Raw genomic sequence first — 13638 nt, 5'->3', positions numbered from 1 at the left:
ATGAGAGAGGGGCGCGGCCGGGTCCTTACACGCCTTTACCGCAAAACCCCGGTGGCGCGCGTCACTCGCCCGCCGTCAGGCGTACGCGGGGGCGCGTACGGGGCGTGCGGGGGTCAGAGCGGACTGCCGGCCGGCGTCCGTTCCGGCGCCCGGGTCGGTCGTCCAGTACGCGTACTCGTACGGGTCGCCGGGGGTGACCTCGAGCTCGACCGCGGCGTCCGGGTCCTCGGGGAGGGTGACGGCGTACGTGCCCGTGGCACTGCCGCCGTCGGCCACGTGCAGCGGCAGGCCCTCGGTGTCGTCGACGTCGAGCAGCGCGTCGGGGTCGCCGGGGTCGTAGGCGTTCAGCTCGGCGACGGACAGGTCCAGGTCGTAGCCCGTCCCGTTCCAGACGGTGACCTCGACGACCAGCGAGCCGCCGGCGCCCGCCGACTCGTCCACGGACATGTGCACACCGTCGGGGTAGCTGACGGACTCGCCCAGCGGCTGGGCGGAGGTGACGCTCGGCTCGTAGAAGTGCTGGATGGCGTTGACCGCCAGGAAGAGCACGGCCGCCGAGACGACGATCGCGATCGGCCCGAGGATGACGCCGGAGATCGCCTGGCCCCTGTTGGTGGCCCGGCCCTTGCCCGCGCGGCGGATGCCGATGATGCCGAAGATCAGCGCCAGGATCCCCAGCGGGAGGCCGAGCAGGATGACCGACAGGACCAGGCCGACGATGCCGACGACCATGGCGGCGGTACCGAGCCCGTTCGCCGGGCCCGGGCCGGCCTGCGTCCAGGGATACGCGTAGTACGGACCGAACGGCTGCGGGCCCCCGGGGTACGGCCCCGGCTGGAAGCCACCGGGGTACGGACCGGGCTGGGGACCCGTGGGGTACGGGCCCGGGTACGGTCCCGGGTACGGGCCGCCGGGATACGCGGGCGGGGCCGCCGGATACGGCTGCGGGCCCACGGGAGCCGGCGCGGCGTCCTCGGGCGGGCGCGGGGCCTCCTGGCCGGGCGCGAGCGGGATGGGCGGCGCCACGGGCGCGGGAACCTCCTCGGGCACCGGCACACCCGCGGGCGCGGGAACGGCCGCGGGCTCCGGGGCGGGGCCCCCCGGGTCCGGTATGTCCTCCGGCGTGTCCTTGGACAGGGAGACTTGTTCCTCACGCGGCTGCTCGGTGCTCACGGATCCTCCAGGCTCGACGCCCCCAGCGTACGGTCGGACGACTGTACGGGGGTACGGTGATCGACGTACCGACCGCCGACCGCGAAAAGAGTGCCCGCCGTGCTCGAGTCGTTCATCGCCGGACTGCCCAAGGCCGAACTGCACGTGCACCACGTCGGCTCGGCCTCGCCCCGGATCGTCGCCGAACTCTCCGCGCGGCACCCGGACTCGCCGGTCCCGCTCGACCCGGACAAGCTGAAGGAGTTCTTCACCTTCCGGGACTTCGCCCACTTCATCGACGTCTATCTGGCCGTCGTCGACCTGGTCCGCGACGCGGAGGACGTACGGCTGCTGACGTACGAGATCGCCCGCGACATGGCGCGCCAGCAGATCCGCTACGCCGAGCTGACCGTCACCCCGTACTCCTCGGTGCGCCGCGGCATCCCCGACGGCGCGTTCCTGGAGGCCATCGAGGACGCCCGGGTCTCGGCGGAGAAGGAACTCGGCGTGGTGCTGCGCTGGTGCTTCGACATCCCCGGCGAGGCGGGCCTGGAGTCGGCCGAGGAGACCGCGCGGATCGCGGTGGACCTGGGCTGCGACGGGCTGGTGTCGTTCGGGCTGGGCGGGCCGGAGATCGGGGTGCCGCGGCCGCAGTTCAAGCCGTACTTCGACAAGGCGCGCGCGGTGGGGCTGCACAGCGTCCCGCACGCCGGCGAGACAACGGGCCCGCAGACCATATGGGACGCGATCCGCGAGCTGGGCGCCGAGCGCATCGGGCACGGCACGAGCGCGGCGCGGGACCCGCGGCTGCTGGAGTATCTGGCGGAGCACCGGATCCCGCTGGAGGTCTGCCCGACCTCGAACATCGCGACCCGGGCGGTCGAGCGGCTCGAGGAGCACCCGCTGACGGAGTTCGTCGCCGCCGGGGTGCCCGTGACGATCAACAGCGACGACCCGCCGATGTTCGGTACGGACCTCAATACGGAGTACGCCGTCGCCGCCCGGCTGCTGGACCTCGACGAGGCCGGGGTGGCGGGGCTGGCGAGGAACGCCGTGGCCGCGTCCTTCCTCGATCAGACCGCGAAACGGCTCCTCACGACCGAGATCGATGATTATCTGGCCTCGTGGACATCAAGGCCGTAGCTCACCGGGGCGATCCCTACACCGCCCGCGAGAACACCCTCCCGTCGCTGCGCTGCGCGCTGGCGAAGGGGGCGGACGCCGTCGAGTTCGACGTGCGGCTCACCCGGGACGGGGTCCCGGTGCTGCTGCACGACGCCACCCTGGAGCGGCTGTGGGGGCATGACGTACCGCTGGCCCAGCTCACGTACGAGGAGCTGCGGCGGCTGACGCACGGCGGGGTGCCGACGCTGCGGGCGGCCCTGGACGTCATGGCGGAGGCGCCCGACGGGGTGCGGTCGTTCGTCGATCTGACGCACGCCGGCGCGGCGGAGGCGACGGTGGCCGAGGTGCACGCGAGCGGGGCGGCGGACCGCGTCTACTACTGCGGTGACACGTCCGGGCTGCTGGCCGTGCGGCGGGCGGACGCGGACGCCGAGATCGCGCTGGGCTGGGCCCCGCACCGGGCGCGGCTGCTGCCCGTACTGCGGCCGCGGTGGCTGAACTACCGCTTCGGCCATCTCACCCCGGACGCGGTGCGCACGGCGCACGACCAGGGGTTTCTGGTGTCGGCGTGGACCGTCGACTGGCCGCGCAACATGCGGCGGCTCGTGGCGATGGGGGTCGACTCCATCACCACGAACCGCGTCGCCGCGCTGCGGCGGGTCCTGCGTTAGATCTCCTCGCGCAGTCCCCACGGGGAGCCGTACGCCGTCAGCAGGTCCAGGAACGGCTTGGGCGGGAAGGCCTCCGGGCCCAGGACGCCCTTGCCGGACCAGACGCCCCCGGCCAGCAGCTCCAGGGCCACGACGGGGTTGATCGCCGTCTGCCATACGACGGCCTGGCTGCCGTAGTCGCGCATCGTCTCCTGGTTGTCGGCGACGTGGTACAGGTACACCTCGCGCGGCGCCCCGTCCTTCACGCCCTTGACCCAGGTCCCGGCGCACGTCTTGCCGTGCATCCGCTCCCCCAGGCCCGCCGGGTCCGGGAGACAGGCGGCGACGACGTCGCGCGGGGAGACCCGCACGCCGCCGGCCTCGACCGGGTCGGTGCGGTCCAGGCCCAGCTTGTGCAGGGTCTTCAGGACGTCGATGAACTCGTCGCCGAGCCCGTACTTGAAGGTGACCTTCCCGGCGCCGACCCAGCGCGGGATGAGCAGCACCTCCTCGTGCTCGACGTTGACGCACTCGACGGGGCCGATGCCCTCGGGGAAGTCGAAGACCTCCGGCTCGCTGAAGGGCTCGGTGGTGTACCAGCCGCGCGCCTTCTCCCAGACGACCGGGGGGTTCAGGCACTCCTCGATCGTCGTCCAGATGGAGAAGGAGGGCGCGAAGTCGTAGCCGTCGACGGTGAGGTTCGCCCCGTCGCGTACGCCGATCTCCTCGATCTCGTCGAAGAGGTGGTCGGCGGCGTAGCGGGCGAAGACGTCGGACAGTCCGGGCTCGACGCCGATGCCGGGCAGCGCGAGGAGGCCCTTGGCCTCCCAGTCGGCCGCGGCGGCGAACTGCTCGTCGCCGAGCTTGGTCCCGCACTCCTCGTACGGGCGGTCGGGGTGCGCCTTCGACAGCGACATCGCCATGTCGAGGTAGCGGGTGCCCGCCTCGTACGCGGCCTCGAACAGCGGCATCACGAAGCGCGGGTCGGTGGCGTTCAGCAGCACGTCGCACCGGTGCTCGCGCAGCAGCGCGACGACGGCGTCCCGGTCGGAGGCGTCCACGCGGGCGGCGGTGAAGCGGCCGGGGTCCTCGACGGCGGCGACGGCTGCCTCGGCCCGGGTCAGGTCGTAGTCGGCGACGACCATCGCCTCGAAGAAGTCACGCCGTACGGCGATACGGGTGATCGCGGTGCCGACGCCGCCGGCGCCGACGAGCAGGATGCGCATGAGGGTTCCAGGTGTGTGCGTGTGGGGTGGGTGCTACGCGCGTGCCTTGCGGCGGCCGCCGATCAGTTGGCCGCCCAGCACCAGGGCCACGGCGAGGAAGAACATCGCGGAGCCGATGACGTTCACCTGGACCGGGATGCCGCGCTGGGAGGCGCCCCAGACAAACATCGGGAAGGTGACCGTCGACGGCCCGGAGTTGAACTGCGTGATGACGAAGTCGTCCAGCGACAGGGCGAAGCTGAGCATCGCGCCGGCCGCGATCCCGGGCGCCGCGAGCGGCAGCGTGACCCGCCAGAACGTCTGCAGGGGACCGGCGTACAGATCGCGCGCCGCCTCCTCCAGCCGCGGGTCCATGCTCGCCACGCGTGCCTTGACGGCGACGACGACGAAGCTGAGGCAGAACATGATGTGCGCGATGAGGATGGTGGTGACGCCGAACTCGATGCGCATGTTGAGGAAGAGCGTGCCGACGGACGCCGCCATCACGACCTCCGGCATGGCCATCGGCAGGAAGATCAGCCCGTTGGCGGCGCCCCGGCCGCGGAAGCGGTGGCGGGCCAGCGCGAACGCGGCGAGGGTGCCCAGCACGGTGGCGGCGATCGTCGCCATGACGGCGATCCGCAGGCTGAGGCCGACGGAGGTGCACATGTCGGCGATGCCGCAGGGGTCGCGCCAGGCGTCGGTGGAGAACTCGTTCCACTCGTAGTTGTAGCGGCCCGCCGGGTCGTTGAAGGAGTACGCCAGCACCACCAGGTTCGGCAGCAGCAGATAGCCCAGCGCCAGCAGTCCGGCGAGGACCACGAGGTTGCGTCGGATCCAGCCCATCAGACGACCTCCTCCGTCCCGGCCTTGCGCAGATAGACGGTGACGATGATCAGGATCGCGGCCATCAGCACGAACGACATGGCGGCGGCGGTCGGATAGTCCTGCACGTTGAGGAACTGCTTCTGGATGGCGTTGCCGACCATCTGCTCCCCCGGCGAGCCGAGGAGCTGGGCGTTGATGTAGTCGCCGGACGCCGGGATGAAGGTGAGCAGGGTGCCGGCCACGACGCCCGGGAGGGACAGCGGGAAGGTGACCTTGCGGAAGGTGGTCGCCGGGGTGGCGTACAGGTCCCGCGCGGCCTCCAGCAGGGCGGGGTTGATCCGCTCCAGCGAGGTGTAGAGGGGCAGGATCATGAAGGGCAGGAAGTTGTACGTCAGCCCGCAGACCACCGCCAGCGGTGTGGCCAGTACCCGGTCGCCGGTGGTCAGGCCGAGGGCTCCGGTGACGTCCAGGAAGTGCAGGCTGTTCAGGGCCGAGACCAGCGGGCCGGAGTCGGACAGGATCGTCTTCCAGGCCAGGGTGCGGATGAGGAAGCTGGTGAAGAACGGCGCGATGACCGCGACGAGCAGCAGATTGCGCCAGCGGCCGGCGCGGAAGGCGATCAGGTACGCCAGGGGGTAGGCGATCGCCAGGCACAGGGCGGTGGCGGTGGCCGCGTAGGCGAAGGAGCGGACGAAGTGCCATCCGTGCTCGCCGAGGGCGTCGGTGTAGTTGGACCACGACCAGGTGACCTCGAAGCCCTTCTCGATCGACCCGGACTGCACCGACGTGGACGCCTGGTAGAAGAGCGGGGCGACGAAGAACACCGCGAGCCACAGGACGGCGGGCAGCAGCAGCCAGTACGGGGTGAGGCCGCGTCGGCGGGCCGGCGGCGGGACGTCCGGCGCCGGGGCGGCGACGGCCGTCATACGGCGTCCTCCCCGGTGCCCGCGTCGATGTCCTCGCGGCCGTCGAGGCCGAAGGTGTGCGCGGGGTCCCAGTGCAGGACGACGTCGGCGCCGGGGGCCAGCCGCTCGCGTTCGGCGTTCTGCGCGAAGACGGCGAGCTCGGGGCAGGCGGGGCTCTTCACGACGTACTGGGTGGAGACGCCGGTGAAGGACGCGTCGACGACCGTGCCGGTGAGCCGGTTGCGTCCGCCGGGGATGTCCGCCTCGGCGGCCCGGGGGGTCATGGTGATCTTCTCCGGGCGGATGCCGGCGAGGACCGTGCCGCCGGTGGCGGTGGAGGCGGCGTGGGTACGGGACTTCGGCAGCGTGAGCTTGGCGTCGCCCACGCTCAGCAGGATGTCGTCGCCGTCGGTGCCGGATATCCCGGCCTCGATCAGGTTCGACTGGCCCAGGAAGTTCGCCACGAACGCGGAGCGCGGGTTCTCGTACAGCTCGGCGGGGGCGCCCAGTTGCTCGACGCGGCCGGCGTTCATCACGGCGATGGTGTCGGCCATGGTCATGGCCTCCTCCTGGTCGTGCGTGACGTGCACGAAGGTGATGCCGACCTCGGTCTGGATGCGCTTGAGCTCCAGCTGCATCTGGCGGCGCAGCTTGAGGTCCAGGGCGCCCAGCGGTTCGTCGAGGAGCAGCACCTCGGGGCGGTTGACGATGGCGCGGGCGAGGGCGACGCGCTGTTGCTGGCCGCCGGAGAGCTGACTGGGGCGGCGGCGGGCGAGGTGTCCGAGTTCGACGAGCTCCAGCACCTCCGTGACCTGCTTGGTCACGGACTTCAGGCCCCGGCGGCGCAGGCCGAAGGCGACGTTTTCCGAGACGTCGAGGTGCGGGAAGAGCGCGTAGCTCTGGAAGACGGTGTTGACGGGCCGCTTGTGCGGCGGGAGCGCGGTGACGTCCCGTTCGCCGAGCAGCACCCGGCCGGTGGTGGGCCGCTCCAGCCCGGCGATCATGCGCAGGGTGGTGGTCTTGCCGCAGCCGGAGGCGCCGAGCAGGGCGAAGAAGGAGCCCTGGGGGACGGTGAGGTCCAGCGGGTGGACGGCGGTAACGTCGCCGAAGGTCTTGCCGACGCCGCGCAGGGTGACGCCGGCCGGCGGGGTGGACTCGGCCATGTGTCAGGCCCCGATCAGCTTGGCGAACTTGTCCTCGTACGCCGACGCCTTGGCCTCGTCGAGGTCCATGAAGACGTGGCCCCCGTCGATCATCGCCTGGTCGGGGATGATCAGCGGGTCGTTCGCCAGACTCTCGTCGATCCTGGCCAGTTCTTCCTTGGCGCCGGCCACCGGGGAGATGTAGTTGACCCAGGCGGCGAGTTCGGCCGCGTTCTTCGGGTCGTAGTAGAAGTTCATCAGCGCCTCGGCGTTCGCCTGGTGGCGGGCCTTGGCGGGGATCAGCATGTCGTCGGTGGCGTAGAGGTAGCCCTTGGCCGGGATGACGAACTCGATGTCCTCGTTGTCGGCCTGCAGCTGCACGATGTCGCCGGCCCAGGCCAGACAGGCGCCGATGTCGCCCTTGGCGAGCTCCTCGGTGTAGTCGTTGCCGGTGAAGCGGCGGATCTGCCCGGAGTCCACGGCCTTCTGCACGGCGGCGAGCGCGGCGTCGTAGTCGTCGTCGGTGAACTTCGTGCAGTCCTTGCCCATGTCGAGCAGCGTCATCCCGACGGTGTCGCGCATCTCGGTGAGCAGGGAGACCTTGCCCTTGAGGGAGGAGTCGCCGAGCAGCTGGGAGACGCTCTCGATCTTCTTGCCCCCGGTGGTCTTCTTGTTGTACGCGATGACCGTCGACAATCCGGTCCACGGCACGGTGAACTGCCGGCCGGGGTCGTGGGCGGCGTTGCGGAACCGGGCCTCCATGTTGGTGACCACGTTTCCCAGGTTCGCGGGGTTGAGGCGCTGGGCCCAGCCGGCGCGGATGAAGCGGCCGGCCATCCAGTCGGTGAGGATCATCAGATCGCGGCCGGTGTCCTGGCCGGCGGCCAGCTGGGGCTTGATCTTGCCGAAGAACTCGACGTTGTCGTTGATGTCCTCGGTGTACTTGACCTCGATGCCGGTCTGCTGCTGGAAGCGCTCCAGGGTGGGGCGCCTGTTCTCGTCCTTGTCGTCGACGTCGATGTACAGCGGCCAGTTGGAGAAGACGACCTTCTTCTCCTTGGCCGAGTAGTCCTTGGCGGCGGCGGCCTTGTCCCCGGTGTCCTTCTCCCCGTCGCCGGAGCCGGCTATGCCGCAGCCGGTCAGGGCGGCGCCGGCGGCGAGCGCGCCGGAGGCGGCCAGGAAGCGGCGCCGGGTGTGTGCGGCGCGGCCGCTCGTGAGACTCCGTTCCCACGCTCTGGCCAGGGGCTCGGGCAGTCCTGCGAACAAATCCATGGGGGTCGGCCTTCCGGGAGGAGGGAGCGCGAGGGGCCGTGAGGGTCCGGTGCGACGGGGCAGGGGATGTTCGGGCTGTTCAGGCGGGTTCAGGGAGTGAAGACCGTACGGTGCCAGGCCTTGCGCGCGACACCTGTTGTGTCCTGCATCACATGCTTGACCTGGGTGTACTCCTCCAGGGAGTACGCCGACATGTCCTTGCCGTAGCCGGAGGACCGGTGTCCGCCGTGCGGCATCTCGCTGATGATCGGGATGTGGTCGTTGATCCAGACGCAGCCCGCCCGCAGCTCGCGGGTCGCGCGGCCGGCCCGGTAGAGGTCCCGAGTCCAGGCGGAGGCGGCCAGGCCGTACGGGGTGTCGTTGGCCAGGGCCAGGCCCTCGTCGTCGGAGTCGAAGGGGAGGACGACGAGCACCGGGCCGAAGATCTCGTCCCGGACGATCTCGCTGTCCTGGGCGGCGCCCGTGATCAGCGTGGGTTCGTAGTAGGCGCCCTTGAGGCCGTCGGGGGCGCGGCCGCCGGTCACCGCGCGGGCGCCGGCGGCGACGGCGCGGGCGACGAAGCCGGCGACGCGGTCGCGCTGGGCGTACGAGATCAGCGGGCCCAGGTCGGTCGCCGGGTCGAGGGGGTCGCCGAGGCGGACGCGGGCCATCAGGCCGGCGACGCCGGCGGTGAAGGCGTCGTACAGGGGGCGCTGGACGTAGGCGCGGGTGGCGGCGGTGCAGTCCTGGCCGGTGTTGATCAGGGCGGCGGCGACGGCGCCGTGCACGGCGGCCTCGAGGCCGGCGTCGTCGAACACGACGAACGGGGCCTTGCCGCCGAGCTCCAGGTGGACGCGCTTGGCGCCGCGGGCGGCGATCGCGGCGACCTTCCGGCCGACGGCGGTGGAGCCGGTGAAGGACGTCATCGCGACGTCCGGGTGGCCGGCGAGGTGTTCGCCGGCCTCCGGTCCGGTGCCGCAGACGATGTTCACCACGCCGTCCGGGAGGCCGGCGTCGGTGGCGGCCTCGGCGAGCATCAGGGAGGTGAGCGGGGTGAGCTCGGACGGCTTGAGGACGATGGTGTTGCCGGCCGCGAGCGCCGGGAGGATCTTCCAGGCGGCCATCTGCAGCGGGTAGTTCCACGGGGCGGTCGAGCCGACGACGCCGATCGGTTCGCGGCGGACGTACGAGGTGTGGTCGCCGCTGTACTCGGCGGCGGCCTTGCCCTCGAGCAGCCGGGCGGCGCCGGCGAAGAAGGCGGTGTTGTCGACGGTCCCGGGGACGTCGAACTCCGTCGTCAGCCGGATCGGCTTCCCGCACTGCAGCGACTCGGCGTACGCGAGGTCCCCGGCCCGCTCGCCCAGCAGGCCCGCGAGGCGGTGCAGCGCGGCGGAGCGCTCGCCGGGGGTGGCGCCCGACCAGCCGGGGAAGGCGGCCGCGGCGGCGGCGACCGCCGTGTCGACGTCGGCGGGCGAGGCGAGCTCGTAGGTCAGGACGTCCTCGCCGGTCGCCGGGTCCACGACGGTGTGGGTGCGGCCCGCGGTGCCGGGGCGGAGCCGGCCGCCGATGTGGTGGGCGCCGTGCGCGGTGAAGCGCGCGGCCGCGTCGGGGCGGGGAGCCGGTGCCATGCTCAAGGGGGATCACTCCGGGATGTCGTATCGGCCGGGGCTGATTGGTGATCCTGGCAGGCCGGATGGTGTCCGGCAAGGGATTCCGTCGTTTCCTTTTGGTTAAGCGACGGAATCAGTCTTCCCCGGGGATGTACGTGGCGTGCTCCCCCATGCCAAAGGGCCCGCGCGGTGATACGCGCGGGCCCTCCGGGGTTACGGTGCCGGCTAGAGCGCCGTCATCACGTGCTTGATACGGGTGTAGTCGTCGAAGCCGTACGCGGACAGGTCCTTGCCGTAGCCGGACTTCTTGAAGCCGCCGTGCGGCATCTCCGCGACCAGCGGGATGTGGGTGTTGATCCACACGCAGCCGAAGTCCAGCGCCTTGGACATCCGCATCGCGCGGCCGTGGTCCCTGGTCCACACCGAGGAGGCCAGGGCGTACTCCACGCCGTTCGCCCACTCGGTGGCCTGCGCCTCGTCCGAGAAGGACTGGACGGTGATGACGGGGCCGAAGACCTCGTTCTGGATGATCTCGTCGTCCTGCTTCAGCCCGGAGACGACGGTCGGGGCGTAGAAGTACCCCTTGTCGCCGACCCGGTGGCCGCCCGCCTCGACCTTGGCGTTGGCCGGCAGCCGCTCGATGAACCCGGCGACCCGCTCCAGCTGCCCCGCGTTGTTCAGCGGGCCGTAGAGGGCGTCGGCCTCGCCGGCGCCGGTCTTGGTCCCGGCGGCGGCCTTGGCCAGCGCGGTGACGAACTCGTCGTGCACGGACTCGTGCACCAGCACCCGGGTGGCGGCGGTGCAGTCCTGGCCGGCGTTGAAGTAGCCGGCGACGGAGATGTCCTCGACGGCCTTGGCGATGTCGGCGTCCTCGAAGACGACGACCGGCGCCTTGCCGCCCAGCTCCAGATGGACCCGCTTGACGTCCTTGGCGGCGCTGGCGGCGACCTCCATGCCGGCCCGGACGGAGCCGGTGATGGACGCCATCGCCGGTACGGGGTGCTCGACCATCAGGCGGCCGGTGTCGCGGTCGCCGCACACGACGTTGAAGACGCCCTTCGGCAGCACGCCGCCGAGGATCTCCGCGAGCAGCACGGTCGACGCCGGGGTGGTGTCGGAAGGCTTGAGGACGACGGTGTTGCCCGCGGCGAGCGCCGGGGCGAACTTCCACACGGCCATCATCATCGGGTAGTTCCACGGCGCGACCTGCGCGCACACCCCGACGGGCTCGCGGCGGACGAAGGACGTCATGCCGTCCATGTACTCGCCGGCGGACTTGCCCTCGAGCAGCCGGGCGGCGCCGGCGAAGAAGCGGATCTGGTCGATCATGACCGGCAGCTCCTCGGAGGCGGTGAGCTCCCGGGGCTTTCCGGTGTCCTTGCACTCGGCGTCCAGCAGCTCCTCGCCGCGGGCCTCCAGCGCGTCCGCGATCTTCAGCAGAGCCAGCTGGCGGGCCCCCGGTGTGGCGTCGCGCCACGCGGGGAAGGCCGCCTTCGCGGCGTCCATGGCCGCGTCGACGTCCGCCTCGCGGGACAGGGGGGCGGTGGCGTAGACCTCACCCGTGGCGGGGTCGGTCACCTCGGTCGTACGGCCGTCGGCGGCATCCCGGAACTCTCCGGCGATGTAGTTGCGCAGCCGGCGCAGTTCAGCGGTCACTGCACCCCTCCTTGACTCGTCGTCGAAACCATGTCGGTGAACCCACCCTAACCCGGCACATTCATCGGTTCATACGCATCGGAACCGAAGATTCTCCGGCCCCGGCCCGCTCCCCCGCCGGCCCCGGGGTGACACCGGTTCTCACTCACGAGATTGTCAGCGAGGAACACACTCCGCAAGCGATTCCATCGAATGGCGGTCATCAGGCAACGGATTCAGTCGCGACCCGCCCTTGCCAGCGTATCGGCCCGTGAGGCAGAGTGGCGCCCGTGGCCCCTCGTGACAAGAACACCTCGTCCCTGGACGCCGTCTCCCGCGCGATCATCGAGCAGCTGCAGGAGGACGGGCGGCGGCCGTACGCGGCGATAGCCAAGGCCGTCGGTCTGTCGGAGGCCGCGGTGCGCCAGCGCGTCCAGAAGCTCATCGAGCAGGGCGTGATGCAGATCGTCGCCGTGACCGATCCGCTGACCGTCGGCTATCACCGGCAGGCGATGGTCGGCATCAACGCCGAGGGCGACCTCGAGCCGATCGCCGACGCCCTGGCCGCCATGCCCGAGGTGGACTACGTGGTCCTCACGGCGGGCAGCTTCGACCTCCTCGTGGAGGTCGTCGTGGAGGACGACGACGCGCTGCTGGACGTCATCCGGCGGGTCCGGACGCTGCCCGGCGTCCGCTCGACCGAGAGCTTCGTGTACTTCAAGCTGCGCAAGCAGACCTATCAATGGGGAGCTAGATAGCCGTGGGCAAGGACCTCGACAAGGCCGCTTACGACCACCTCTGGATGCACTTCACGCGCATGTCGTCGTACGAGCACAGCCCCGTGCCGACGATCGTCCGCGGCGAGGGCACGTACATCTACGACGCCGCCGGCAAGCGCTACATCGACGGGCTCGCCGGCCTGTTCGTGGTGAACGCCGGGCACGGCCGGCACGAGCTGGCCGAGACCGCGTACAAGCAGGCCCAGGAGCTGGCGTTCTTCCCCATCTGGTCGTACGCCCATCCCAAGGCCGTCGAGCTCGCGGAGCGGCTGGCGCAGCTGGCGCCCGGCGATCTGAACAAGGTGTTCTTCACCACCGGCGGCGGCGAGGCCGTCGAGACGGCGTGGAAGCTGGCCAAGCAGTACCACAAGCTCACCGGCAACCCCGGCAAGTACAAGGTGATCTCCCGCTCGGTGGCCTACCACGGCACCCCGCACGGCGCCCTGTCGATCACCGGGCTGCCGGCCCTGAAGGCGCCCTTCGAGCCGCTGGTCCCCGGCGCGCACAAGGTGCCGAACACCAACATCTACCGCGCGCCCGCGCACGGCGACGACCCGGAGGCGTTCGGCCGCTGGGCCGCCGACCGGATCGAGGAGGCCATCGTTCTCGAGGGCCCGGACTCGGTCGCGGCGGTGTTCCTGGAGCCGGTGCAGAACGCGGGCGGCTGCTTCCCGCCGCCGCCCGGGTACTTCCGGCGGGTGCGGGAGATCTGCGACCGGCACAACGTGCTGCTGGTGTCCGACGAGGTGATCTGCGCGTTCGGCCGGCTCGGTACCATGTTCGGCTGCGAGAAGTTCGGCTACGTACCGGACATGATCACCTGCGCCAAGGGCATGACGTCGGGCTACTCGCCGATAGGGGCGTGCCTGGTCTCCGACCGGATCGCCGAGCCGTTCTACTCGGGCGGCAACTCCTTCCCGCACGGCTACACCTTCGGCGGCCACCCGGTCTCCTCGGCGGTCGCGCTGGCGAACCTCGACATCTTCGAGCGCGAGGGCCTCAACCAGCACGTGCTGGACAACGAGGCGGCCTTCCACGCCACGCTGTCGAAGCTCACCGACCTGCCGATCGTCGGCGACGTGCGCGGCAACGGGTACTTCTACGGCATCGAACTGGTGAAGGACAAGGCGACCAAGGCGACGTTCAGCGACGAGGAGAGCGAACGGATCCTGTACGGGTTCGTGTCGAAGAAGCTCTTCGAGAACGGGCTGTACTGCCGGGCCGACGACCGCGGCGACCCGGTCGTCCAGCTGGCGCCGCCGCTGACCGCGGACCAGTCGCTGTTCGACGAGGCGGAGCAGATCCTGCGCGGGGTGCTCAGCGAGGCGTACACGCTGCTCTGACGGTTTCGGCGGG

The 13638-nt window shown here is 71.0% G+C and carries 12 protein-coding genes; 4 read left to right on the top strand and 8 right to left on the bottom strand.

Annotated features, from left to right (window positions below):
• Window positions 1-75: 75 nt before the first annotated feature.
• The gene (locus SRB5_RS30830; protein WP_153456763.1) at window positions 76-1173 is read right to left on the bottom strand and encodes a DUF4190 domain-containing protein; all 1098 of its coding nucleotides are present in this window, start codon (window positions 1171-1173) and stop codon (window positions 76-78) included.
• Window positions 1174-1272: 99 nt separating this feature from the next.
• Between SRB5_RS30830 and SRB5_RS30825 the strand changes: the two genes are divergently transcribed.
• The gene (locus tag SRB5_RS30825; RefSeq protein ID WP_323378763.1) at window positions 1273-2295 is read left to right on the top strand and encodes an adenosine deaminase; all 1023 of its coding nucleotides are present in this window, start codon (window positions 1273-1275) and stop codon (window positions 2293-2295) included.
• Window positions 2277-2948 (top strand): glycerophosphodiester phosphodiesterase, encoded by a 672-nt coding sequence (locus SRB5_RS30820; protein ID WP_323378761.1) that lies wholly within the window; start codon window positions 2277-2279, stop codon window positions 2946-2948. The genes SRB5_RS30825 and SRB5_RS30820 overlap by 19 nt, the downstream gene beginning before the upstream one ends.
• On the opposite strand, the gene SRB5_RS30815 is transcribed toward SRB5_RS30820, so the two are convergent.
• From SRB5_RS30815 to SRB5_RS30785, 7 genes are all read right to left on the bottom strand, one after another.
• Window positions 2945-4153, bottom strand: a complete 1209-nt coding sequence (locus tag SRB5_RS30815; protein ID WP_153456762.1) for a saccharopine dehydrogenase family protein — start codon at window positions 4151-4153, stop codon at window positions 2945-2947. The genes SRB5_RS30820 and SRB5_RS30815 overlap by 4 nt on opposite strands.
• Window positions 4154-4186: 33 nt before the next feature.
• Window positions 4187-4978, bottom strand: a complete 792-nt coding sequence (locus tag SRB5_RS30810) for an ABC transporter permease (protein WP_153456761.1) — start codon at window positions 4976-4978, stop codon at window positions 4187-4189.
• Complete coding sequence (locus SRB5_RS30805; RefSeq protein WP_153456760.1) at window positions 4978-5886, bottom strand: ABC transporter permease; 909 nt, start codon at window positions 5884-5886, stop codon at window positions 4978-4980. The genes SRB5_RS30810 and SRB5_RS30805 overlap by 1 nt, the downstream gene beginning before the upstream one ends.
• Complete coding sequence (locus SRB5_RS30800; RefSeq protein WP_153456759.1) at window positions 5883-7028, bottom strand: ABC transporter ATP-binding protein; 1146 nt, start codon at window positions 7026-7028, stop codon at window positions 5883-5885. The genes SRB5_RS30805 and SRB5_RS30800 overlap by 4 nt, the downstream gene beginning before the upstream one ends.
• A gap of 3 nt (window positions 7029-7031) precedes the next feature.
• On the bottom strand, window positions 7032-8279 hold the full coding sequence (locus SRB5_RS30795) for a polyamine ABC transporter substrate-binding protein (RefSeq protein ID WP_153456758.1): 1248 nt from the start codon (window positions 8277-8279) through the stop codon (window positions 7032-7034).
• A gap of 89 nt (window positions 8280-8368) precedes the next feature.
• Window positions 8369-9886 carry a gamma-aminobutyraldehyde dehydrogenase gene (locus tag SRB5_RS30790; RefSeq protein WP_153456757.1) on the bottom strand — a complete coding sequence of 506 codons (1518 nt, stop codon included), beginning with the start codon at window positions 9884-9886 and terminating at the stop codon, window positions 8369-8371.
• Window positions 9887-10093: 207 nt separating this feature from the next.
• Complete coding sequence (locus SRB5_RS30785; protein ID WP_323378760.1) at window positions 10094-11524, bottom strand: gamma-aminobutyraldehyde dehydrogenase; 1431 nt, start codon at window positions 11522-11524, stop codon at window positions 10094-10096.
• Between the two features lie 269 nt (window positions 11525-11793).
• Here SRB5_RS30785 and SRB5_RS30780 point away from each other — a divergent pair, with 269 nt between their 5' ends.
• Window positions 11794-12261, top strand: coding sequence for an Lrp/AsnC family transcriptional regulator (locus SRB5_RS30780; protein WP_323378759.1), 468 nt, complete (start codon window positions 11794-11796; stop codon window positions 12259-12261).
• Window positions 12262-12263: 2 nt separating this feature from the next.
• Window positions 12264-13625: an aspartate aminotransferase family protein gene (locus tag SRB5_RS30775; protein WP_407704007.1), complete on the top strand. Its 1362-nt coding sequence runs from the start codon at window positions 12264-12266 to the stop codon at window positions 13623-13625.
• Window positions 13626-13638 lie beyond the last annotated feature (13 nt).

The sequence above is a fragment of the Streptomyces smaragdinus genome (assembly GCF_009604385.1).
GTDB lineage: Bacteria > Actinomycetota > Actinomycetes > Streptomycetales > Streptomycetaceae > Streptomyces > Streptomyces smaragdinus.
Note: the sequence above shows the minus strand (reverse complement) of the source record. Positions and strands in the feature narration are given on the sequence as shown.